Below are 23,751 nucleotides of genomic sequence, written 5' to 3'. Positions count from 1 at the left end.
CCGCGTGTTTGGCGGGGCCGGGTTCCTTACCTATCCCCGGGCCGCCCCCCCCGGGGGGGGGCCGGGGTGGCCGACCACGGGCGGGCGGGGAGTCAGCGGGCGTTGACCGGGGCGGTGCGGCGCTCGCGGTCGCGCTGCTCGATCTTGTCCCGGATGAGTTCCATCTGGACACGCGAGTTCCGGTTGATGTTGTCGGTCATCCACGCGTCGTCCACGGGTGCGTCGGGCCGCATCGCGAATTCCTGCGCCCAGTGGAGCTTCGTGCCGCCGGGTACCTCCGAGTACTCCCAGCGGATGTTCATGTGCTGGAACGGACCAGGCTCGACACGGCGCGCGACGACCTTGTGGCCGGCGCGGTCGACGGTGCGCTCGGAGACCCAGCTCCACACCTTGCCGTTCTCGTCGGGGTGCATGGTCAGACGGAACTTCGTCCTGTCGCCGTCCCGTTCGATGACCTCGACGGCCGCGTACTCACTGAAGAGCCGCGGCCAGTTCTCCAGATCGTTCGTCACGTCCCAGACCAGGTCGAGAGGGGCGGCGATGGTGATCTCGTTCTCGGTGTGTCCGGACACTTCAGGCTCCTGTCATAAGGGTGTGGTTGACGAGGTCGAGGAATTCACGGGGCGTCTTGCACCGGTCGGCGTCAGCCGGGAGCGGCCTGCCGTGCCGGTTCTCCAGCACGCCCACGATGCCGAGGAGGCCGAGGGAGTCCAGGCCGTACTCGTCGAAGCCGGACGCGGGCCGGCTCTCCATCTCCTGCGGGTCGACGCTGACTCCCGCGCCCTTCTTCATCAGCGCAGCCAGCTCCTGGTAGGTCAGTGGATCGTTCATGAGGGCTTCTCCTTCTCACGCGTGGGTGGCGGTGGGGCGCCGCAGCACGATGGCCGCGTTCGAACCCATGAGGCCGCGGCTCAGCACGAGCGCCGTCCGCAGTTCGGCGGGGCGTGCCCGGCCGGTGACGACATCGATTTCGTGACACACGTCGACGACGTTCGGGGTCGGAGGTATCAGGCCGTTCTCCATGGCCAGTACGGCGGCTGCCGCGTCCAGCACCGGCGCCCCGCAGTAGGCGCGGCCGATACCGGTCTTGGGCGCCGTCACGGGTACCCGCTTGCCGTGCCCGCCGAGCGCGTCGGCGATGGCCAGTGCTTCGGCTCGGTCGGCGGAGGGTACGCCGAGGGCGTCGGCGAAGACCACGTCGATCTCCTCCGGCGCACAGCCGGCCTCCCGCAGGGCACCGCTGATCGCCCGGGCGAGCCCCTCCCGGGACTCCTCCCACCGGGATGCCCCGGTGAACGTCGCGGAGTGGCCCGCCAGTTCGGCCCTGACCCGGGCCCCACGGCGGTTCGCCGCGGCCTCCTCCTCGACCACGAGCATGGCACCGCCCTCGGCGGGTACGAAGCCGCACGCGTCCGCGGTGAAGGGGCGGTAGGCCCGGGCGGGGTCCTCGCAGACGCTGAGGTCCTCGTACCCGAGCTGACAGACGACCGAGTACGGGGCCAGAGGTGCCTCGGCGGCGCCGACGACCACTGCGTCGGTGCCGCCGCGGATGGACCGTGCGGCATGTGCCAATGCGTCCAGACCGCCCGCTTCGTCGCTGGCCACGACGGCGCACGGCCCCTTGAATCCGCCCCGGATGGAGATCTGGCCGGTGCTTGCCGCGTAGAACCAGGCGATGGACTGGTAGGGGCCGACGTAATTGGACCCCTGTCCCCACAGCCGCTGCAGCTCGCGCTGGCCGAACTCGCCGCCGCCGGAGCCGGCAGCGGTCACCACTCCCACGGCGAACGGGTCGCCCTCGTAGTCGGCCCGACCGATCCGGGCGTCGTCGAGGGCGAGATCCGCTGCGGCCATCGCGAAATGCGTGAACCGGTCGGTCTGCACGAGGTAGCGTTCCTCGATCAGGTCCACCGGGTCGAAGCCCCTGACCTCGCCTGCGACCCGCAGCGGCAGGTGCTCGCACCCCTCGCGGGTGACGCGGTCGAGGACGCTCAGCCCTTCGTGCGTCCTCTTCCAGAACGACTCGGTGGTCGTGCCGTTGGGGGCGACGACACCGATGCCGGTGACAACAGTGCGCCGGGCCTTTCGGGTGCTCATGGTGTCCTCCCACCTGTTCTGGTCAGGGCCACAGCGGACTGGAATCCACCGAATCCGCTGCCGACCGACAGGACGCTGCGCAGCTTCCGGGGCCGTGCGTCACGCGGCACGTAGTCGAGGTCGCACTCCGGGTCCGGGGTTTCGTAGTTCGCCGTCGGCGGCACTGTCTGGTTGACCAGGGACAGCACGCAGGCGGCGATCTCGATGGCGCCGATGGCGCCGAGCGAGTGACCGACCATGGACTTGATGGAGCTCATGGGCACCTCGTAGGCGTGCGCGCCCAGGGCCCTCTTCACTGCTGCCGTCTCGTGACGGTCGTTCTGCTTGGTCCCGGATCCGTGCGCGTTGACGTAGTCGATCTGTGAGCCGTCTATCCGGGCATGGCCGAGGGCCCGGTTGATGGCCTCGGCCATCTCCAGTCCCTCGGGGGTCAGCCCGGTCATGTGATAGGCGTTGCCGAAGGTGGCATAGCCGGCGATCTCGCAGTACACGGTGGCACCGCGGGCGCGGGCATGTTCCAGCTCCTCCAGGACGAGTACGGCTCCGCCCTCGCCCATGACGAAGCCGTCCCGGCGGGCGTCGAACGGACGGGAGGCGTGCTCCGGGTCGTCGTTGTTCGGGGAGGTCGCCTTGATCGCGTCGAAGCAGGCCACCGTGATCGGGGTGATCGGCGAGTCGGACGCCCCGGCGATGCAGACGTCGACCCGCCCCTCCTCGATGGAGTGAAACGCGTACCCGATCGCGTCGAGGCCGGAGGTGCAGCCCGTCGAGACGGTCTGCACCGGGCCGTGCGCGCCGACCTGCTCGGCGACTGCCGAGGCGAGGGAGCTGGGTGAGAAGGCCCGCTCCAGATGGCGGCCGGCCGGACGGTGGTCGACGTCCCAGCGGGCGCCGCTGCCACTGACCGCGACGTAGTCGTGCTCCAGTCGGGTGGTGCCGCCGACGGCGGTGCCGAGCGACACCCCGATGCGCCAGGGGTCCACCTTCTCCGGGTCGAGCCCCGCGTCGCCGAGGGCTTCCCTGGCGGCGACGAGCGCGAACTGGACGTACCGGTCCGAGCGGGCGATCTCGTCCTCGTCGAGGCCATGGGCCGCGGGGTCGAAGTCGCACTCGGCGGCGATCCGGGAGCGGAAACCCACCGGGTCGAACAGGGTGATGCCGCGCGTCGCGGTGCGTCCGTTGGCGAGGAGGTCCCAGAAGGCCGGCGCGCCGATTCCGCCCGGGGCGACGACACCGACTCCGGTGACCGCCACGCGCCGGGTCATGAAGCAGCCTCGGTTCGTTCTGACGGCGCGGCCCGGTCGGCGGTCTCGGTGTGCTCGGTGTCGACGTGACCGAGTTCCGGACGCGGGGCGAGCGGACCGAGGTGGAAGACCATGCGCGCTTCCTCGTCGCCCACGTTACGGAACCGGTGACGTACATACGGAGGGATCAGCAGGCCCTGGTCGGGCCGCATGGCATGCGGTTCCCCGTCCAGGTCCACCTCCAGGAGACCGTTCACGACGTACACGAACTCCTCCGAGTACGGGTGGTAGTGCTCGCCGATGCGGTCGCCGGGCTGCACGATGGCCAGCCCCATGAAGCCGCTGGTGGCACCCACCGCGGTCGGCGTGAGCATGGCGCGAAGGTCTCCTCCGCGCCTGCGGTTGGGCTGGGTCTCACTGAGGTCCACGATGCGTGGCCGGTGCGTGGTCATGACTGCTTTCCTCCTGGCGCAGTGCGCGTGGTGTTGACGGGTTGAGCGAGAACCCCCCAGGGTGCTGACGCGCGGTTCAGGAATCCGCGGACCGCCGATCGGTGATCAGGGTCATCTCGGACTTCTTGAGGAAGCGCGCGATGTCCTGGCCGTTGGTCGGCGCGGCGTTGACGCCGCCGTCGAGGAGTCGTCCGAGCCTGGCCACCTTGGCGGGGTCGTCGATGCCCAGCGCCTGAGCGGGCTGCGCGTCCAGCGGGCCGACCATTTCGAGGAGCCGCACGACGATGTCGTCGCGCTGGAAGATGGTGCTGCTGTCGATCGGGCTGTTCCGGTCCTCGGCGGCCTCCTCGTCGTTGCCGGCGAGCAGCCGGGCGAGCGCCATGCCGCACCCCTCCTTGGCCTGGTAGAACAGCGCGTGCCGACGGATGTCCGCGGCGTTGTGCCGGCCGGCGGTGACGTGGTGGACCGTGGGCAGGGCCGCCCGGGTGAAGAACACCCGGGCGGAGTTGTCGTCGCTGAGGTCCCGGTCCTGCTCCAGGTACGGGTTGATGGCCTCCTCGACGGCCCTGACCTCGGGCTGACGGGACACGTGGCGCAGCGCCGCAAGGAGGTCCCCCTCGACCTCGACGGCCCGGACGACCCGGTTTCCGTGCATGAAGAGCGAGGTACGGCGCAACCGGGTGTGCTCGTCGACCCGCGCCTTCGGGGAGTCGTAGTCGGCGAGGATCTTCGCGACGACGTCCTCACTGCCGGGCTTCACGGTGAAGGTGAGGGCGTGGCGGACCACGCCGTCGCCCAGCCGGGGGGCGGACTGCAGGTTGCCCTTGGCGGCCTCGGGGGTGCTCTCGAAGGCGGTCCCGGTCTCCCGCAGCACGGAGAAGCGCAGCGACCGGGTGTCGCGTACGCAGCTGTGCAGGGGCTGGACCGTCTGGACGTGCTCCTCGCTGTTGACCCAGGCGAGGAAGGGCGGTGCGCTCTCCCATTCGCTGGTGATGAGCCACTGCGAGGGGTTCTCGATCGACTGGCACAGCTGGTCGCTGATGTGCCCGGGTACGGATGCCACCTGATTGCGCAGGTGCTCGTACGCCTCGAGGAATTGGTTCTGGGCTCCGTCGTGCAGATCCAGCAGCAGAACGACCCGCAGCCTGGAGCCGTCGAAGGCGGACTGCGAGATCCGTTCCGAAAGGGTGGTCATGTGTCGTTCTCCTTACGAGACGGCGTGGCGTCCACGTGGATGGCAGGCCGTCGGTTGTCCAATGGGATTCGGAGCGGGGAATCCCCCGGCGGATGTGTAACGTCCGCCCCCGCACCGCGGGGTGCGTCTCCGTGACCGATCGTGAAACGCTGGTCCGGTCGACGCGAGATTTATGAACCGTTCAGGTGAGCAGCCGCCGGGGAGCCGTCCGAACGGCTCCCGCACGGGCATGAACAATGCATCTGTACGGCGTCGGAGCTGGAGCAACTGATGAACGAGAACGTCGACCTCCGTGTACCCGTCCTCATCGTGGGCGGCTCCCTGGTGGGTCTGTCCGCATCACTTTTCCTCGGCCGGCTCGGCATCGAGCATCTGCTGGTCGAGAAGCACGCGGCCACCTCCACGCACCCGCGTGGTCGCGGCAACAACGTACGGACCATGGAGGTCTTCCGCACGGCGGGAGCCGAACAGCGGATCCGGAAGGCCGCTTCGGTACTCGCGGAAAATCACGGGATCCTGCAGGCGGGTTCGCTGACCGGCGACGACCAGGAATGGCTGTTCAAGGAGATCGACCCGGGCGGCGGGCTGGCGCGGTTCAGCCCGAGCGGCTGGTGCCTGTGCAGCCAGAACGATCTGGAGCCGGTACTGCTGGCGCAGGCCCGTGAGCAGGGCGGCGACATCCGGTTCTCCACCGAGATGATGACGTTCGACCCGGATGGCTCAGGAGTGCACGCCGCACTGAAGAACCGGGAGACCGGTGAGCACATCAGCGTCCGTGCGGACTACCTGATCGCGGCCGACGGCCCGCGCAGCCCCATCCGGGAGCAGCTGCGGATCGGTCAGTCGGGGCCCGGCGACCTGTTCCACAACGTGAGCATCACCTTCCGCTCGCGGAAGCTCGCCGACGTGGTGGGCGACCGGCGTTTCATCGTGTGCTACCTGACAAACCCCGCAGCGGACGGTGCTCTGTTGCCGGTGGACAACGAGAAGGAGTGGGTGTTCCACGCGCCGTGGCAGCCCGAACGGGGCGAGACGCTGGAGGACTTCACCGACGAGCGGTGTGCGGAGCACATCCGCCGGGCGACCGGTGCACCCGACATCGACGTGGAGATCACCGGGAAGGCCCCGTGGCACGCCGCGGAGCGGGTCGCCGAACGGTACGGCCGGGACAGAGTCTTCCTCGCCGGGGACTCCGCCCATGAGATGTCGCCGACCGGGGCGTTCGGCTCCAACACCGGTATCCAGGACGCGCACAACCTCGCCTGGAAGCTCGCCGCCGTGCTGCGCGGCGAGGCCGGTCCGGGGCTCCTGGACACGTACGAGGCGGAACGGCTGCCGGTGGCACGCGCAACGAGCGAGCGGGCCTCGTCCCGTTCCGCCGAGCACAGCCACCCCGGATATGCCCCGGCTCCCGGTGTGGGCGGCGGGAAGAAGGGCGGCCTGCTGCCGGTGGCTCTGGGCTACCGCTATGTCCGTGGCGCCGTGGTGGGTGTCGACGCCGATCAGCCGGTGGTGCCGCAAGGACTGCAGCTGAACGGCGACCCCGGCTCCCGGGCACCACATCTGTGGGTCCGTCAGGCAGGTGAGCGCAAGTCGACACTGGACCTGTACGAGCGGTCGTTCGTCCTGCTGAGCGACGGCGCGGATGTCGCGTGGCGTCGTGCGGCCGCGCGCGTGGCCGACCGGCTTTCGGTGCGGCTCGACGCGTTCGGCATCGGCGCCGGCTCCGACCTGGAGCCGGAGAACGGGGCGGACTGGGCACAGGCGCACGGTACGAGCACCGGGGGTGCGGTGCTGGTGCGCCCCGACGCCTTCGTGGCCTGGCGGTCGGAAGGTTCCGTCACCGACCCGGAGACGACGTTGTACGACGTGCTGTCCTCCCTGCTCAGCCGAGGCTGACGCCGCCGGCCAACGGTTCATCGATGTCTCGGTCCATGCCGAACGACCGCAGCGCCGCAAGGAACTCTGCCGGTCGGGCGGTGTGGACGAGGTGTCCGGCGTCGATGGTGACCAGGCGGCAGTCGGGGATCTGCCGGGCCATCCAGGCGAGTTGGTCCTGGGCGAGGTGGCTGTCGGGGCCCCCGCCGATGATGAGGGTCGGGGCGACCATCTCGCCGAGGCGCTCGCGGGCCGCCGGGTCCGGCTCGTTCAGCTGGGCATCGATCGACGGGACGACCGGCCAGTCGAAGTCGAGTTCCGTGTCGGGGCGTTGGGCGGGCGGGCGCGGCGGATCGAGCGGGATGAGCGGCGGGGCCTCCTCGAGGACAAGCCTGCCGATCAGCGCTGGTTCCCGTTCGGCGAGCAGGAACGCGGCGACGCCGCCCATCGAGTGTCCGACGACGGTGGCGCCGGAAAGATTGCAGGCCTCCAGGAAGGCGTGCAAGTCGTCGCGGAACAACTCGAAGGAGTAACGGCCGGTCCAGTCGCTGAGGCCGTGGCCGCGGAAGTCGAGCGCGTACACCCGGTGGTCGGCGGCGAGTTGTTCCGCGACCTCCGTCCAGGTGCGGCTGGACTCGCAGCGCCCGTGGACAAGGACGACGGGCGGAGCGGACGGCTCACCCCACACCCGGTAGGCAAGGCGAATGCCTCCTGCCTGGACGCTGCGCATGTCGGGGTCGAGGAAGGCGCTGACGGTGCGCACGAAGGCGCCCGGGTCGTCGATCCACGGGTAGTGCCCGGCGCCGCGCTGCACGGCGTACTCCGCGTTCGGGAACAGCGCGGCCAGTTCGGCGGCGCGGTCCGGGGTGGGTCCTCCGTCGTACTCCCCCGCGAGGACGAGCACGGGCGCCGTGACGCCTCGCAGGGCGGCGACGGTGCCGACCGGGTCGAACGCACCGTCCTGGTAATAGGTCTTCGCTGCACCGGAGTTGGCCTGCTCGGGTGCTGCGGCGGCGTGCGCCCGCGCGGCGGCGTCCCACCGTCCGTACGTGAACGGCTCGATCACGGGCCACGCATCACCGGGGGAACGCCGCCCCGCCCACATGGACTCCAGCGCGTCCCGGCCTTCCGCGAACCACGGTTCTTCACGGCGCAGTTCGGATGCCTCGCGCCAGTCCTCGTCGGTGACGGTGATACCGGCGGCGCGGGTGCCGGGGGTGACGAGGGTGAGTGTGCGCAGCCGCTTCGGATGCCGGGCGGCGTAGAGCGCGGCCAGGTTGGCGGATGCGGAATGGGCGAGCAGATCAATGCGCTCATGCCCCAGGTGGGCGCGCAGTGCCTCCACGTCGTCGACGAGCCGGTCGCAGCGGTAGGTCGATGGGTCGTCCGGAACGGCGGAGTCCCCGGTGCCTCGCAGATCGAGCAGCACCAGTTGGCGGTGGGCGGCGAGTCCGCCCAGGTCGCCGAGATAGGCGCTGGCCCGCATCGGCCCGCCGGGCACACAGATCAGCGGCTCGCCCTCCCCCAGCAGGTGGTAGGCGATCCCGGTCCCGTCGTATGCGTGGAAGGTCGGCATGTACGCCATCCAAACAGGACCCCTGCCGTGGCGCAGCTGTGTTCGGTATGAGCATGTCCAGGATGTGGGACGGCTCCCGGGCGGGGAACCCGGCCGGTGCCGCGTTCCACCACGAGGCGGGGTCACGGTCCACGCGTGACCGGCGGACCGAAGGGGCTGGGTACGAATGCGTCGCCCCTCTTGCCATGCTGCGGGACATCCTGAATTACTGCTCCCGTAACGATCGACCGAATGATCGGTCGCCCACTCGGGGAGAGGAACATCCGGATGACGGCTCTGCTGGATGCGGCGGAGCGGCTCGGCCGCCCGGAGCTGCAGGCGCTGCAGCTGGAGCGGCTGCGCGCCACGCTGCAGCACGCGTACGACCATGTCGGCTTCTACCGAGCGGCGTTCGACAAGGCGGGGCTGCGCCCGGACGACTGCCGTTCGCTCGCCGATCTGGCCCGGTTCCCGTTCACGACGAAGGCGGATCTACGGGACAATTACCCGTTCGGCATGTTCGCCGTGCCGGAGGACCAGGTGCGGCGCATCCATGCGTCCAGCGGGACGACGGGCCGCCCCACGGTAGTCGGCTACACGCAGCGGGACCTGGACACCTGGGCGGACGTGGTCGCCCGATCGATCCGGGCCGCGGGCGGCCGTCCGGGACAGAAGGTCCATGTGGCGTACGGGTACGGCCTGTTCACCGGTGGTCTCGGCGCGCACTACGGGGCCGAACGGCTCGGCTGCACGGTCATTCCGGCATCCGGTGGCATGACGTCGCGCCAGGTGCAGCTGATCCAGGACTTCCGGCCCGACATCATCATGATCACACCCTCGTACATGCTGACGCTGCTCGACGAGTTCGAGCGCCAGGGCATCGATCCGCGTACCACCTCGCTGAAGGTCGGCATATTCGGCGCCGAGCCGTGGACGGAGGAGATGCGCCGGGAGATCGAGGAGCGGTTCGCGATCGACGCGGTCGACATCTACGGGCTTTCGGAGGTGATCGGCCCCGGGGTCGCCCAGGAGTGTGTGGAGACGAAGGACGGGCTGCACATCTGGGAGGACCACTTCTATCCGGAGGTCGTCGACCCGTTCACCGGTGAGGTACTGCCGGAGGGCGAGGAAGGTGAGCTGGTCTTCACGTCGCTGACCAAGGAAGCCATGCCGGTGATCCGGTACCGGACCCGGGATCTGACCCGGTTGCTGCCCGGCACGGCCCGGGTCTTCCGGCGGATGGAGAAGGTCACCGGGCGGAGCGACGACCTTGTGATCCTGCGCGGGGTGAACCTCTTCCCGACCCAGATCGAGGAGATCGTGCTGCGTACACCAGGCGTGGCACCGCACTTCCAGCTGCGGCTGACCCGCGAGGGCCGTCTCGACGCACTGACGGTACGGGCGGAGGCGCGGGCGGAGTCGACACCGGACCAGCGGGCACATGCTGCACGGGCGATCGCGGCGGCGGTCAAGGACGGCATCGGGGTGTCGGTCGGCGTCGAGATCGTCGATCCCGAGACGCTGGAGCGGTCGGTCGGCAAGTTCAAGCGGATCGTGGACGACCGCGGCGAGCGCTGAGGCACCGGGACGGCGGCGCCCACTTCTGCCGTGTGTTCCCGGGGAGCCGGGCCGTCACGTCGAGTCGTCCGGCGCCCCGCCGCTCCGGTCACCGTCCTCGCCGCCGTCGCGAGCACCGCGTGGCTCCTTGCGTCCGCTCGGGCCATCACGATGACGGGGCCCGTCTCGACATCAGCTGCGGCGCGATCCTCGCTGGGGGCCCTTCTTCCGGAAGGGCCCCCAGCGGGTCACGGCTGCGCGAACCGGTCCCTGAGCTCGCGCTTGAGGATCTTTCCGCTCGCGTTGCGGGGGAGCTCGTCCACGAAGAGGATCTTCTTCGGGGCCTTGAAGTGCGCGAGCCGTTCCCGTACATGGTCGAGAAGCTGCTGCTCGGTGGCGTCCTCGCGCAGCACGACGACGGCGGTGACGGCCTCGATCCAGCGTTCGTCGGGCAGTCCCACAACGGCTGTCTCGGCGACGGCGGGGTGGGTGTAGAGGGCGTCCTCGACCTGGCGGGAGGCGACCAGGACACCGCCGGAGTTGATGACGTCCTTCACCCGGTCGACGACCGTGAAGAAGCCCTCCGGGTCACGGACGGCGAGGTCGCCGGAGTGGAACCAGCCGTCGCGGAAGGCCTCGGCGGTCTCCTCGGGCTTGCTCCAGTAACCCTCGCACAGCTGCGGCGACCGGTAGACGACTTCACCCGCCGTGCCGTCGGGAACCTCCTTGCCGTGCTCGTCGACAACCCGTGCTTCGACAAAGAGCACCGGCCGGCCGCAGGAGTCCATCCGGCCCTCGTGCTCCTCGGGCCCGAGAACGGTGGCCAGCGGGCCGATCTCGCTCTGTCCGAAACAGTTGTAGAAGGCCAGCGCGGGCAACCGCTCGCGGAGCCGTTCCAGCACCGGGACCGGCATGATCGACGCACCGTAGTAAGCCTTGCGCAGCCCGCCGAGCTCGCGGGTCGCGAACTCCGGGTGGTTGGCGAGCCCGATCCAGACGGTGGGCGGCGCGAAGAGGCTGTCCGCCTGCCCGGCCTCGACGAGGTCGAAGATCCGGCCCGCTTCGGGCGCGTCGAGGATGGTGTTCTCCGCCCCGACCGCGAGGTAGGGCAGCAGGAACACATGCATCTGCGCGGAGTGGTAGAGCGGCAGCGAGTGGGCGGGCCGGTCGGTGGGGCGCAGGTCGAGGGCGGTGATCGCACTGACGTACTCATGGACGAGGGCGCCGTGCGTCATCATCGCGCCCTTGGGCAGCGCGGTGGTACCCGAGGTGTACAGCAGCTGCACGAGGTCACCGGCGGCGGGTTCGCGCTCGGGGGTGAAGGGGCGCGGGGTGGCGAGCGCGCCGAGCAGGGAGTCCGGTGCGTCGCGCAGCGGCCGCACGGCGAAGCCGGCCGGGATGCGGTCGCTGAGTGCCGGGTCGGTGAGCACGAGGGCGCTGCCCGACTGCTCCAGGATGTAGGTCAGGTCGTCGCCGGTGAGGTTCTGGTTGACCGGCACATGGACCAGCCCGGCGCGGGCGCAGGCGAGATAGGCGATCAGGTACGCGTCGGAGTTGTGCGCGTAGGAGGCGACCCGGTCGCCGGGGTGCAGGCCGTGGTCGGCGAGGAGGAGGGCCGCCGCGGTGCTGACTGCCGTGTCCAGCGTCCGGTAGGTCCAGGACCGGTCGGCGTACCGCACGGCGGTGCGCTCGGGGGTGCGCCGTGCGCTGCGGGTCACGACGCCGTCGACTGTGGAGCTGCGTACACCTGTCATGGCGTGATCCTGGGCGGCCGGGACCGGGCGGTCAAGGGTGCGAGCTGCTGCCGGTTTGCTGCACTGAAGTGAGTTGTGGTGAGCGGGAGTGAGTCCCGTCAGCGGGTTCGCGCGGGCGGGAACGGGAGTTCTGGGGCCGAATGAGTGACCTTGGCGGCTGCTGCTCGTTGGGCTGGGTGATGGGTGTCCGGCCTTGCGGGAGGGGGGTGACGCGGTGGGTGGTGTGCGGGAGTTGGCCGTGCCCTTCGTGGTGCCCGGGCCTTGCGGGGTGGCGATCCGGGACCGGCTCAAGCGCCTCACTCCCCGGGACGAGGAAGTCCTCCGCTCGGTCGGCGAGCACCAGGGCCGTCTGGCTTCGCGTGACCTCAAGGCCCGCTGCGCGGACGGTCTGGAGCACAGTGCGGACACCTGGGCAGCGCGTAAGCGGGACCTGACGAAGGAGTCGTCGTCCAGGATCGCCGGGGCTATCACCAAGGCCACCCACGACCAGTGGGCGCTGGCCCGGCGTTGCCAGGCCGCGCACATCCAGACGCTGGCAGCCGGGATCAGAACGCTGCGCCACCGCCTGTCCCTCCCGATCGGAGAGAAGGGCACCAAGCGCGCGGCGGGTGGCTACCGGTCGAAGAGCGAGTGGTTCCGCAAATCTCGTCGTCTCGTGATGCTGGAGGCGCGGCATGCGGCCGTTGTCGCCGACCGGCAGGCCGGGCGGGTGCGGGTGGTGCGGGGCGGCAGACGTCTCCTCAACACCCGCCACCACCTCGCCCACGCCGGGCTCACCGAAGGCCAGTGGCGGGAACGGTGGGAGGCGGGGCGCTGGTTCATCGCCGCGGACGGTGAGTCGGGGAAGCGGTTCGGGAACGAGACGATCCGCGTCACCCCGGACGGCGAAGTGTCCATCAGACTGCCTGCCCCGCTCGCGCACCTGGCCAACGCCGGGCACGGCCGGTACGTCCTCACCACCCGGATCGCGTTCGCGCACCGGGGCGCGGAGTGGGCCGACCGCATCGCCGCCAACCGGGCCGTCGCCTACCGCATCCACCTCGACATCCAACGGGGCCGCTGGTACCTCACCGCATCCTGGCAACGCCCCGTCGTGAAGACCATCCCGCTGGCCACCGCCCGCGCCCGGGGCATGATCGGTGTCGACACCAATGCCGACCACTTCGCCGCCTACCACCTCGACTCGCACGGCAACCCCATCGGAGACCCGCGCCGCTTCCCCTACGACCTGTCCGGGACCGCCAGTCACCGCGACGCCCAGCTCCGCCACGCCCTGACCCGGCTGATCCACTGGGCCAAGCAGGCCGGGGTCGCCGCGATCGGCATCGAAGACCTCGACTTCACCACCGAGAAGACCCGCGAGAAACACGGCCGCAGAAAACGGTTCCGGCAGCTCCTCTCCGGCATCCCGACCGGGAAACTCAGGGCCCGGCTCGTCTCCATGGCCGCCGAACACGGCCTGGGCATTGTCGCGGTCGACCCCGCCTACACCACTTTGTGGGGTGCCCAGCACTGGCAGAAACCACTGGCCACCCCGCACCGAAAGATGTCCCGTCACGATGCCGCGGGCATCGCGATCGGACGACGCGCCCTCGGACACCCGATCCGGCGTCGGACGGCACCGCCCCCGCACGACCGGAGAGATCGTGCGGGGCATCGGACCGCCCAGGCCGGACCAGGCACCCGGGGGCGCGAGGGAACCCGCCCACCCGCAACGGACCGGCCCCCCGGAGGACCGTCACCGAACGGGACGCGAACGCGGGAACCCAGCGCATCCCACACCGTTCGGGATGCGCCCAGTACGCAGCAGTGGGTCCAGGACTCACTCACGCACACTGGCTAGGAACGGTTCTGATATCTGCACCGCTGTTGACAGCGGTACGCGCGTGCTGGCTGAGTTGCGCGTGGCATCTCGGAACATCCGAGCAACCGCCTTTCTCACCCGCGCAGTTGGGAGGACCCTTGCCCCTCCGTAACCGTCTGAGACTTCTCGCGGTGTCCGGTCTCGCACTGTTCACCGTGGCGGCGTCCCTGCCTCCGGCCGTGGCCGACGCCTCGCACAGCCGACATCCGTCGGGCGGCGGTCTGTCCGCCGTGATCCGCTACACCGAGTACGGCATTCCGCACATCGTGGCGAAGGACTACGCGGATCTCGGGTTCGGCAACGGGTGGGCGCAGGCGGCCGACCAGGTGTGCACGCTCGCCGACGGCTTCGTGACGCTGCGCGGCGAGCGGTCGCGGTACTTCGGTCCGGACGCGGCTCCGGACGGTTCGCTGTCCTCCGCGACGAGCAATCTCTCCAGCGATCTCTACTTCCGCGGGGTCCAGGACAGCGGCACCGTGGAGAAGCTGCTGACAGTGCCCGCCCCGGCGGGTCAGAGCCATGACGTGAAGGAGCTGGAGCGCGGCTGGGCGGCGGGATACAACGCCTGGCTGAAGCAGAACCGGATCAGCGATCCGGCCTGCCGGGGAGCCGACTGGGTGCGGCCGGTGACGATGCTGGATGTCGCGACCCGCGCCTTCGCGCTGTCCGTGCTGGGCGGTCAGGGCCGCGGGATCGACGGCATCACGGCGGCGCAGCCGCCCACGGGCGCACCGGCGTCGCCCGGTGTTCCACCGGGTGAGGCGGCGAAGGCGGCGCAGCGGCTGCTGTCCACGCAGAACGCCGACATGGGCTCCAACGCGGTCGCGTTCCGGGGCATTACGACGGCGAACGGGCGAGGTCTGCTGCTCGGCAATCCGCACTACCCGTGGCAGGGCGGGCGGCGGTTCTGGCAGTCGCAGCAGACCATCCCGGGGGAGCTGAATGTGGCGGGCGGTTCGCTGCTCGGCTCGGCGACCGTGTCGATCGGGCACAACGCGAACATCGCCTGGAGCCACACCGTCGCCACGGGTGTCACCCTCAATCTGCATCAGCTGGCCCTCGATCCGGCCGAGCCGACCACGTATCTGGTGGACGGCAAGCCGGAACGCATGGTGAAGCGCACGGTCTCGGTCGAGGTGAAGGGCGGCGCCCCGGTGACCCGGACCCAGTGGTGGACCCGGTACGGTCCGGTCGTCACCTCCCTCGGTGCCGGGCTGCCGCTGCCCTGGACGGCGACGACCGCGTATGCACTGAACGACCCGAACGCCACGAACCTGCGGTCCGCGGACACGGGTCTCGGCTTCGGCAAGGCACGCAGCACCGCGGACATCCAGGCCGCGCTGCGGCGTACCCAGGGGCTGCCGTGGGTGAACACCGTCGCCGCCGATTCCGCGGGCCATTCGTTCTTCTCTCAGTCGCAGGTGCTGCCGCGGATCACGGACGATCTCGCGCAGCGGTGCTCCACCCCGCTGGGCAGAGCGACGTATCCGTCGTCGGGGCTCGCGGTGCTGGACGGTTCGAGGAGCGACTGCGCACTCGGTTCGGACCCGGACGCGGTACAGCCGGGCATCTTCGGGCCGGGCCGCATGCCGACCGTCAAGGATGCTCCGTACGTCGAGAACTCCAACGACAGCGCCTGGCTGACCAACGCCGACGCACCGCTGACCGGCTACGAACGGGTCTTCGGCACCATCGGCACGCCTCGCTCGATGCGGACCCGCGGCGCGATCGAGGATGTGTCGGCGATGGCGGCGAAGGGCCGGCTGACAGTCGGCGACCTGCAGGAACAGCAGTACGCGAACCGCGCCCCTGCCGGTGACCGGGCGGCGGCCGACCTGGCGCGCGCCTGTGCGGCGCTGCCCGACGGAACGGCGGCCGGCAGCGACGGCAGGGCGGTCGATGTGTCGGCCGCGTGCGACGTGCTTGCACGCTGGGACCGGAAGTTCGACACCGGCAGCCGGGGCGCACTGCTCTTCGACCGGTTCTGGCGCCGGGCCACCGCCGGGTCGGCGGCCGAGCTGTGGAAGGTGCCCTTCTCCCCCACCGATCCGGTTCGTACCCCGCACACGCTGAACACCGCGGCGCCGCGCGTCACCGCGGCGCTCGCCGACGCGGTGGCCGAACTGCGGGCGGCCGGGATCGATCCGGACGCTCCGCTGAGTGCGAACCAGGTGGTCGTGCGGAACGGGAAGCGCATCCCGGTCGGCGGTGGTACGGAGTCCATCGGTGTCTGGAACAAGACCGAACCGGTGTGGGACGCCGCGGCGGGCGGGTACACCGAGGTCTCGGCCGGCTCCAGCTACATCCAGGCGGTCGGCTGGGACGGCTCCTCGTGCCCGGTGGCCCGCACCCTGCTCACGTACTCCCAGTCCTCGAACCCGAACTCACCGCACTACAGCGACCAGACCGAGCTCTTCTCGGGTGAGCGCTGGGTGACATCCCGGTTCTGCGAGAAGGACATCGCGCGCTCGCCCGCGCTGCGGGTGGTACGGGTGCGCGAGCACCGTTAACACGCTTCGGAGGCACATCGGCCCCCGACCGTTTCCGGGCGGTCAGGGGCCGATCGCTGCCGGCGGTCAGGGGCCGGTCATCGCGTGCGGTCAGGGGCTGATCGCGAGGACGACGAACGCTGCGAAGATCGCCAGGTGGACGCCGCCCTGGAGCAACGTGGCCCTTCCCGGTACGACGGTCAGCGCGCCGACCACCACCGTCAGCACGAGCAGCACCATATGGGTGGCGCCGAGGCCAAGATGAAGCGGTCCGGACAGCCAGATGGAGGCCAGGGCGATGGCCGGGATGGTCAGCCCGATGCTGGCCATGGCCGACCCGAGGGCGAGGTTGAGGCTGGTCTGCACGCGTTCGCGGTGGGCGGCCCGGACTGCGGCGAGGGTCTCGGGCAGCAGCACCAACAGGGCGATGATGACGCCGACCACCGACTGCGGCAGCCCGGCGGCCTCCACGCCGGACTCGATCGTCGGCGAGACGGACTTGGCGTCGCCGACGACGGCGACCAGCGCGATCAGCAGCATGGCGACGCTGAGCGCGGTGGCGCCCCGGCCGGGCAGTGCCACGTGCTGCTCGTCCTCCTTGAGTCGGCCGTCCTGGGCGAGCGGGAGGAAGTACTCGCGGTGCCGGACGGTCTGTACGGCGACGAACAGCCCGTACAGGAGGAGGGACGCGACGGCGGCGAAGGTGAGCTGTGCGGTGGAGAACTCGGGGCCCGGTCTGCCGATGGTGAAGGTCGGCAGCACCAGACTGAGGGTGGCGAGGGTGGCGACGGTGGCGAGGGCAGCGCCGGAACCTTCGGCGTTGAAGACGGCGACGCGGGAACGCACCGCGCCCACCAGCAGGGACAGTCCGACGATGCCGTTGCAGGTGATCATCACGGCGGCGAAGACGGTGTCGCGGGCGAGCGCGGACGTCTTGGGGCCGCCGTCCACCATCAGGGTGACGATCAGGGCCACCTCGATGATGGTCACGGCGACGGCCAGGACGAGCGAGCCGAACGGTTCGCCGACCCGGTGGGCGATCACCTCGGCATGGTGGACGGCGGCGAGCACGGCGCCCGCGAGACACAGCGCCACGACGGCGACGGCGAAGGGCGGCAGCACCCGCCCCCAGCTGAACAACAGCGCCACCGCCGCGACGATCGGCACAACCACGGTCCATTGGGTAGCCAGGGACCGGACCGTCGCGCTCGTTTTCATGAGCCACACGCTGCCAGAGGTGGGCGGGGCGCGCTCGGCGGACGGTGCGGGGCGACCGGCGTTCAGAGAGCTCTGTGGTGCCCCTCCCAGTACGGGGCCCGCAGTCGGCGCTTGTACAGCTTGCCGTTGGGGTCGCGCGGCATCGTGTCGATGAAGTCGACGCTCTTGGGGCGTTTGTACCCGGCGAGCCGCTCGGCGCAGTGGGTGAGGATCTCGGCGGCCAACCCGTCGCCCGGGGGGTGCCCTTCGGCCGGTTCGACGACCGCCTTGACCTCCTCACCCCAGTCGGCGTGCGGGATGCCGAAGACGGCGGCATCGGCGACCGCGGGGTGGCTGAGGAGCGCGGCCTCGATCTCGGCGGGGTAGATGTTCACCCCTCCCGAGATGATCATGTCGATCTTGCGGTCGCGGAGGAAGAGATAGCCGTCCTCGTCGAGTACGCCCAGATCGCCGACGGTGAAGAAGTCCCCGATGCGGTTCTTCTCCGTCTTGGTCCGGTCCTTGTGGTAGCTGAAGCCGCCGGTGCTCATCTTCATGTAGACGGTGCCGAGCTCGCCGGGCGGGAGGCGGTTGCCGTCGCCGTCGAAGACGGCGAGTTCACTGATCGGCCAGGCCTTCCCGACCGTGCCGGGCTTCTTCAGCCAGTCCTCGGCGGTGGCGAACGCGCCGCCGCCCTCGCTGGCCGCGTAGTACTCCTCGACGCACCGGCCCCACCAGTCGATCATGGCGCGTTTAACGTGGTCGGGACAGGGGGCCGCGCCATGGATGGCATGCCGCATCGAGGTGACGTCGTACCGCTCCTTCACCTTGTCGGGCAGGGCGAGGAGGCGGTGGAACTGGGTGGGGACCATGTGTGTGTGTGGGTGCAGCGCTGCGCGTCGATGACCCGCAGCATCTCCTGCGGCGCCCACTTGTCCATCAGAACGAGGCGGTGCCCGATGTGCAGGGCGGCGCCCGCGAACTGGAGCACGGCGGTGTGGTAGAGCGGCGAGCAGACCAGATGGACGTTGTCGTCGAACGGCTTGATGCCGAAAATGCCGAGGAAGCCGCCGAGATGGCTCTCCTCGGGGAGCTTGCCGGAGAGCGGGCGGCGGATGCCGCGCGGGCGTCCTGTGGTGCCCGAGGTGTAGTTCATCACCCAGCCGAGGCTTCGGTCCTCGGGCGGCGCGTCGGAGTGTTCCGCGAGCAGTTCCGCGTACGGGCGGAAGCCGTCGACCGCACCGACGGCGTAGCGGTGGCTCACGGGCAGTTCCGCCTCGTCGGCGGCGGATGTCGCTGCGTCGGCGTACCGCTCGTGCGCGATCAGCACCTTGGCGCCGGAGTCGGAGACGATCCAGGCGATCTCGGGGCCGACGAGGTGGTGGTTGACGGGGACGAGATAGAACCCGGCCTGGGCGGCGGCGAGGTACGCGGTGAAGAACTCGACGCCGTTGGGGAGGACCACGGCGAACGCGTCGCCCTGCCGGAGACCGGCCGCGCGCAGTCCGTGGACCAGGCGGTTGGCCGCGCCGTGCAGGCGGCCCGCGGTCCAGGTCTCGCCGTCGGGGGCGACGAGGATCGTACGGTCGGGGTCGGTGGTGGCCTGGGCCCAGAAGCCGTTGGGCGGCTGGTTCATGCGGCGCTCCGTCCGGCGATGCGGTTGATCCGGTCCACGGCGCGTTCGAAGCCGCGGGTCAGGTCGTCGAAGACGGCCTGCACGCTGCGTTCGGTGTTCATCCTTCCGACGATCTGGCCGACGGGGGTGCCCAGCAGTGCGCCGGTCTCGTACTTCTGGATACGGGAGACTGCCTCGGCGACCAGCAGTCCCTGCAGCGGCATGGGCAGGGGGCCGGGGCCGGACGGGTCGTCCCAGGCGTCGGTCCATTCGGTACGGAGCTGGCGTGCGGGTTTGCCGGTGAGGGCGCGCGAGCGGACGGTGTCGCCGGAGCCGGCGGCAAGGAGCTTGCGGGTCAGTGCGCGGGAGTGGAGGTCGGCCTCCTCGGTGGTCAGCCAGAGCGAGCCGAGCCAGACGCCCTGGGCTCCGAGGGCGAGCCCGGCGGCGATCTGCTGTCCGCTGCCGATGCCGCCGGCGGCGAGGACGGGGAGGGGTCCCACGGCGTCGACGACGTCGGGGACGAGGACCATGGAGGCGATCTCTCCGGTGTGACCGCCCGCTTCGTACCCCTGGGCGACGACGATGTCGATGCCCGCGTCGGCGTGGTGCCGGGCGTGCTTGGCGCTTCCGGCGAGGGCGGCCACGAGGACGTTCCGGTCGTGGGCACGTTGCACGACGTCCGCGGGGGGCGAGCCGAGGGCGTTGGCGAGGAGCCTGATGGGGTAGTCGAGGGCGACGTCGAGCTGATTGCGGGCGACCTCCTCCATCCACCCGGTGATGCGCCAGCCGGATGCCTCACCCTCGGCGAGTTCGGGGACGCCGTGTGCGGCGAGGGTGTCCTGGACGAACTGGCGGTGTCCGGCCGGGATCATCGCCTCCACATCGGCCTCCGTCACCCCTTCCACCTTCTTCGCGGGCATGACGACATCGAGGCCGTACGGCTTGCCGTCGGTGTGCTCCTGCATCCAGTCGAGGTCACGTGCCAGGTCGTCGGGGGCTGTGTAGCGCACCGCGCCGAGTACGCCGAATCCGCCGGCCCGGGTGATCGCCGCGGCCACCGCCGGGAAGGGCGTGAAGCCGAAGATGGCGTGCTCGACTCCCAGTTTCTTGCTCAGCTCCGTCTCCATGGGCGGCAGGATGCCGCAGTCGGACATCCGAAGGAAGAGATTTTCTGATGCAGTGTCAGATTCTTTGTGGTGCCGGGGACCTCCGGGACGGCAGGGGTGACAGTAATCTCTGCGGCGGCAGGAAGTTTCACCGTAGGACTGGATGAAGAAAGTTACTTTCAACCGGTAGGAAGGGGTTCCGGATGACCGAGGACGCGACCGGCAGAGGGATCAGCCGACGCAGGCTGAGCGGTGGGATGCTCGCACTGGGCGGAGCACTCGCCCTGGCACCGATTCCTTTCGCGGAGACGGCGTCGGCCATGGAATCGGGGGCGGGAACGTCGGGAGCAGGCGCCGTGGACGCTTCGGATGCGGATGCCGACGGGCAGCCGACGCTGCGGCGCGGTTCTGCCGCCCGCGCCGGGCTGTTGCAGGGACCACTGGACCAACTGGTCGCAGAGGCGGAACGGTTCCTCTCCGCTTCCCCCAAACACCCGTGGTACGCGGGCGCGGTGCTGCTCGCCGGACGGGGAGGCACGGTGGCACTGCACCGGCCGATCGGCAAGGCGGTCCGGTACGCGGCGTACGACGACAAGACCGATACCGGAGTGGAGTTCCCGGCGGACCAGCAGATCGCGATGGCCGAGGACACGGTCTTCGACCTGGCGTCGGTGTCGAAGCTGTTCACCTCGATCCTGGCCGTGCAGCAGATCGAGCGCGGGGCACTGGAACTGGAGGCGAAGGTCGCCTCGTATCTGCCCGACTTCGCGGGTGGCGGCAAACAGGACGTCACGATCCGTCAGCTGCTCACGCACACCTCGGGGTTCCGTGCCTGGATCCCGCTCTACAAGGAGCCGACCCGGGAGGGGAAGCTGCGACTGCTGTGGAACGAGGTCCCGGCCAATCCGCCGGGCACGGTGTATCTCTACTCCGACCTCAATCTCATCTCGCTGCAGCTGGTCCTGGAGAAGATCACCGGACGCACCCAGGATGTGCTGCTGCGCGAGGAGATCACCGCGCCGCTCGGGATGCACCGCACTCGTTACAACCCGCCCGCCGCCTGGAAGCCGAAGATCGCGGCCACCGAGGACGCCCGGCTGCCCTGGTCCGGCCTGAACCGCGGGCTGGTCTGGGGCGAGGTCCACGACGAGAACGCGTACAGCCTGGACGGGGTGGCGGGCCACGCCGGAGTCTTCTCCTGCGCCTGGGACCTCGCGGTCCTCGCCCGTACGCTGCTCAACGGCGGTGTCTACGGACGCGCGAGGATCCTCTCCCAGGATTCGGTGGACCTCCTGTTCACCGACTTCAACACCGCGTTCCCCGGAGATGCCCATGGGCTCGGCTTCGAGCTCTACCAGCACTGGTACATGGGGGCGATGGCCACCCCGAGCACAGCGGGCCACACCGGCTTCACCGGGACGAGCCTGGTCCTCGATCCGACGACCGACTCGTTCCTGATCGTGCTCGGCAACTCCGTACATCCGGTTCGCACATGGCGCTCCGGCAGTGCACCTCGGGTCGCCACCGCGAACCAGATGGCGCGGGCGGTCGCGGTGCGCCCCGCCCGGGGCCGTACCGCCTGGTTCTCCGGCATGGCGAGCGCCGCCTCCGCCACGCTCGCACTGCCCGCTCTGCGTCCGGCATCCTCGCGTGCCACGCTGAGCTGCGCGGTGTGGTGGGACACCGAGCCGGACTCGGACTACCTCTTCCTGGAGGCCTCGTCGGACGCCGGGACGACCTGGCAGCCGGTGCCCTTCACCACCGCGGCGACGACGTCCGACTCCCACCGGGCGGAGCCGGAACCGCATCCGGCAGGCTCCGTCTCCGGCTGGTCGGGGCGGGTCTGGCACCGTCTCGACGCGGACCTGGCCGCCTGGCGGGGCAAGGAAGTACGGCTGCGGTGGCGGTACACCACCGATCAGCTGTACGTCGGGCGCGGGGCATACGTGGACGGCATCCGGGTCGAGGACGACGGCCGGACCGTCTTCGACGACGGCAGGTCGGGCGACGCCGGGCGCATCGAGGCGAACGGGTGGACGGTGTCCGCCGACTGAGAGCGGCGGCTGCCGGCCGGTTCGGACCGGCCGACAGCCGCTGGTTCGACGGGTTGGTTGCGCGTCAGAACGCCGGTACGAACAGATGGACGGCGAGCGCTGTGATCAGCACGGAGGAGACCAGGGCGGTGACGAGCCGCCCCCGGCCGCCGGTCAGTACGCGGCCGAGCAGCGCTCCCCCGCCGGCCAGCAGCAACTGCCAGCAGGCGGACGCGGCGAACGCCGCGAGGACGAACACGGACTGTTCCATTCGGTCCGGGGCGGCGGCGGTCGCCCGGCTGCCCAGCACCAACGCCGTGAAGTAGACGACGGTGGTGGGGTTCAGCAGGGTCATACCCGTCAGCCCCAGATAGGCGCGCGCGGGGCTGAGCGGGGTCCGGTCGGACCCGGACACCGAATGCCGCTTGCGGTACTGGCCGATCGCGGTGGTGGCGCTCCGTAGCGCCAGGACGACGAGCACCAGGGCCGAGGCCCAGCGCAGCGGCAGGGCGACCGGCTCGATGAAACGGGTGAGTGAGGAGCCTCCGACGACCGCGATCAGCGCATAGAGGCCGTCGGCCGTCGCAACTCCGAGCGCGGCGGCAACGCCGGTTCCGAGGGAGGTCCGTGCGGTGAGAGCCACCAGATAGGTCGCGATCGCTCCGACCGGCATGGCAATGCCGAAGCCGGCCAGCAGCCCCGCGACCAGGGCGGCGCTCACGCGGGGAGAGAAATCGGCCTCCGTGGTCGGCCGGACTGCTGCTGGCCCCGCACCGGTCGAGTGGCAGGGGTCGTCGGCAGGAGGGCGGTGATCGAGTTCATGAGCAGATGGTGGGGCCGTGCGGGAGCGGGGGCAACACATTTCTTTCGGGTGTGCGGCCGCATCGACATGGGGACTCCGTGCTGCGATCCGTTGAGCCGCTACCGAGCCACTACGCTTCTCGGTCGTGACCGAACCCACCTACGTACGTACCACCCGGGCGTCCTACGACACCGTCGCGGCCGACTACGCCGAGCTCTTGAGAACGGAACTCGGACGCAGGCCGCTGGACCGGGCGATGCTCGCCGCGTTCGTCGAACTCGTACAGGCCACCGATGCCGGACCGGTGGCCGACATCGGCTGCGGCCCCGGGCGGGTGACGGGACATCTGCAGTCCCTGGGACTGGCCGCACGCGGCATCGACCTGTCGCCGGAGATGGTCGCGGTGGCCCGTAAGGCCTACCCGGACCTGCGTTTCGACGTGGGTTCGATGAATGCCCTGGACCTGGACGACGGCAGTCTCGGCGGCATCGTCGCCTGGTACTCCATCATCCACACCCCGCCCGAGCTGTTGCCCGAGGTGTTCGCCGAATTCCACCGGGTGCTGGCCCCGGGCGGCCATCTGCTGCTGGCCTTCAAGGCCGGGAACGAGATCCGGCATCTGGACCACGCGTACGGCCATGCACTGGCGCTCGATGTCTACTGGCTGGAACCCGAGCGTGTGGCCGAGCTCCTGAGTCGGGCCGGACTTCTCGTGGACGCCAGGCTCGTGCGCGAGGCGGGCTGGAAGGACGCAGGCCCCCAGGCATTCCTCATGGTCCGCAAACCGGCGCGTCCGTAGTCGTTGCCCGGCCCGTCCCCATGTCCAACCGGCGCCATGGGGACGGTCCCGCCCTCTCGGGCGCGGCGAAGAATCTCAGCAGCACATGGTTGTTCCCCGGCAGCAGTCGATGCG

General features: G+C 70.2%; 17 protein-coding genes and 1 pseudogene. 6 read left to right on the top strand and 12 right to left on the bottom strand.

The annotated features are described in order from the left end of the window. Positions 1–92: 92 nt before the first annotated feature. The 6 genes from ACFU6I_RS04175 to ACFU6I_RS04150 all read right to left on the bottom strand — a co-directional run bounded on the left by ACFU6I_RS04175 (position 93) and on the right by ACFU6I_RS04150 (position 4,988). On the bottom strand, positions 93–572 hold the full coding sequence (locus ACFU6I_RS04175; RefSeq protein WP_384361245.1) for an SRPBCC family protein: 480 nt from the start codon (positions 570–572) through the stop codon (positions 93–95). Position 573: 1 nt separating this feature from the next. After that, entirely contained in the window at positions 574–831 is a 258-nt protein-coding gene (locus tag ACFU6I_RS04170; RefSeq protein ID WP_266989585.1) for an acyl carrier protein, read from the bottom strand. Positions 832–846: 15 nt separating this feature from the next. Continuing rightward, positions 847–2,097, bottom strand: coding sequence for a beta-ketoacyl synthase N-terminal-like domain-containing protein (locus ACFU6I_RS04165; RefSeq protein ID WP_384361242.1), 1,251 nt, complete (start codon positions 2,095–2,097; stop codon positions 847–849). After that, positions 2,094–3,362, bottom strand: coding sequence for a beta-ketoacyl-[acyl-carrier-protein] synthase family protein (locus ACFU6I_RS04160; protein ID WP_384361239.1), 1,269 nt, complete (start codon positions 3,360–3,362; stop codon positions 2,094–2,096). The genes ACFU6I_RS04165 and ACFU6I_RS04160 overlap by 4 nt, the downstream gene beginning before the upstream one ends. Continuing rightward, entirely contained in the window at positions 3,359–3,793 is a 435-nt protein-coding gene (locus tag ACFU6I_RS04155) for a cupin domain-containing protein (protein WP_384361236.1), read from the bottom strand. Before ACFU6I_RS04155 ends, ACFU6I_RS04160 begins: the two co-directional genes overlap by 4 nt. 76 nt (positions 3,794–3,869) lie before the next feature. Further along, positions 3,870–4,988, bottom strand: a complete 1,119-nt coding sequence (locus tag ACFU6I_RS04150) for a SchA/CurD-like domain-containing protein (protein ID WP_384361233.1) — start codon at positions 4,986–4,988, stop codon at positions 3,870–3,872. A gap of 270 nt (positions 4,989–5,258) precedes the next feature. Between ACFU6I_RS04150 and ACFU6I_RS04145 the strand changes: the two genes are divergently transcribed. Beyond that, positions 5,259–6,887, top strand: coding sequence for an FAD-dependent oxidoreductase (locus ACFU6I_RS04145; protein ID WP_384361230.1), 1,629 nt, complete (start codon positions 5,259–5,261; stop codon positions 6,885–6,887). On the opposite strand, the gene ACFU6I_RS04140 is transcribed toward ACFU6I_RS04145, so the two are convergent. Beyond that, on the bottom strand, positions 6,874–8,442 hold the full coding sequence (locus tag ACFU6I_RS04140) for an alpha/beta fold hydrolase (RefSeq protein ID WP_384361227.1): 1,569 nt from the start codon (positions 8,440–8,442) through the stop codon (positions 6,874–6,876). The genes ACFU6I_RS04145 and ACFU6I_RS04140 overlap by 14 nt on opposite strands. Positions 8,443–8,709: 267 nt before the next feature. Between ACFU6I_RS04140 and paaK the strand changes: the two genes are divergently transcribed. Further along, on the top strand, positions 8,710–9,999 hold the full coding sequence (gene paaK / locus ACFU6I_RS04135; protein ID WP_384361224.1) for a phenylacetate--CoA ligase PaaK: 1,290 nt from the start codon (positions 8,710–8,712) through the stop codon (positions 9,997–9,999). 227 nt (positions 10,000–10,226) lie between these two features. On the opposite strand, the gene ACFU6I_RS04130 is transcribed toward paaK, so the two are convergent. Beyond that, a complete protein-coding gene (locus ACFU6I_RS04130; protein ID WP_384361221.1) occupies positions 10,227–11,732 on the bottom strand; it encodes an acyl-CoA synthetase in 1,506 nt (501 codons plus the stop codon). A gap of 214 nt (positions 11,733–11,946) precedes the next feature. On the opposite strand from ACFU6I_RS04130, the gene ACFU6I_RS04125 reads away from it, so the two are divergent. Then, complete coding sequence (locus ACFU6I_RS04125; RefSeq protein WP_384361218.1) at positions 11,947–13,575, top strand: IS200/IS605 family accessory protein TnpB-related protein; 1,629 nt, start codon at positions 11,947–11,949, stop codon at positions 13,573–13,575. A gap of 119 nt (positions 13,576–13,694) precedes the next feature. Further along, a complete protein-coding gene (locus ACFU6I_RS04120) occupies positions 13,695–16,106 on the top strand; it encodes a penicillin acylase family protein (protein WP_384361215.1) in 2,412 nt (803 codons plus the stop codon). A 90-nt stretch (positions 16,107–16,196) separates the two neighbouring features. Here ACFU6I_RS04120 and ACFU6I_RS04115 read toward each other — a convergent pair whose 3' ends face one another. The 3 genes and pseudogenes from ACFU6I_RS04115 to ACFU6I_RS04105 all read right to left on the bottom strand — a co-directional run bounded on the left by ACFU6I_RS04115 (position 16,197) and on the right by ACFU6I_RS04105 (position 20,024). Beyond that, positions 16,197–17,303 carry a calcium:proton antiporter gene (locus tag ACFU6I_RS04115; RefSeq protein ID WP_384361212.1) on the bottom strand — a complete coding sequence of 369 codons (1,107 nt, stop codon included), beginning with the start codon at positions 17,301–17,303 and terminating at the stop codon, positions 16,197–16,199. A gap of 62 nt (positions 17,304–17,365) precedes the next feature. Then, positions 17,366–18,918 (bottom strand): annotated as a pseudogene (locus ACFU6I_RS04110) (acyl-CoA synthetase). Then, positions 18,915–20,024 carry an NAD(P)H-dependent flavin oxidoreductase gene (locus ACFU6I_RS04105; RefSeq protein ID WP_384361209.1) on the bottom strand — a complete coding sequence of 370 codons (1,110 nt, stop codon included), beginning with the start codon at positions 20,022–20,024 and terminating at the stop codon, positions 18,915–18,917. The pseudogene ACFU6I_RS04110 and the gene ACFU6I_RS04105 overlap by 4 nt, the downstream one beginning before the upstream one ends. 182 nt (positions 20,025–20,206) lie before the next feature. Here ACFU6I_RS04105 and ACFU6I_RS04100 point away from each other — a divergent pair, with 182 nt between their 5' ends. Next, positions 20,207–22,057 carry a serine hydrolase gene (locus ACFU6I_RS04100; RefSeq protein ID WP_384361206.1) on the top strand — a complete coding sequence of 617 codons (1,851 nt, stop codon included), beginning with the start codon at positions 20,207–20,209 and terminating at the stop codon, positions 22,055–22,057. A 64-nt stretch (positions 22,058–22,121) separates the two neighbouring features. Here ACFU6I_RS04100 and ACFU6I_RS04095 read toward each other — a convergent pair whose 3' ends face one another. Next, positions 22,122–22,757, bottom strand: a complete 636-nt coding sequence (locus ACFU6I_RS04095) for a LysE/ArgO family amino acid transporter (protein ID WP_384361204.1) — start codon at positions 22,755–22,757, stop codon at positions 22,122–22,124. Between the two features lie 226 nt (positions 22,758–22,983). Here ACFU6I_RS04095 and ACFU6I_RS04090 point away from each other — a divergent pair, with 226 nt between their 5' ends. Then, the gene (locus tag ACFU6I_RS04090; RefSeq protein ID WP_384361202.1) at positions 22,984–23,637 is read left to right on the top strand and encodes a class I SAM-dependent DNA methyltransferase; all 654 of its coding nucleotides are present in this window, start codon (positions 22,984–22,986) and stop codon (positions 23,635–23,637) included. Positions 23,638–23,751 lie beyond the last annotated feature (114 nt).

It is taken from the genome of Streptomyces sp. NPDC057486, from assembly GCF_042802415.1.
GTDB classification, from domain to species: Bacteria; Actinomycetota; Actinomycetes; order Streptomycetales; family Streptomycetaceae; genus Streptomyces; species Streptomyces yanii.
The sequence above is the reverse complement of the archived record's forward strand: the minus strand, read 5'-3'. Positions and strand labels throughout refer to the sequence as shown.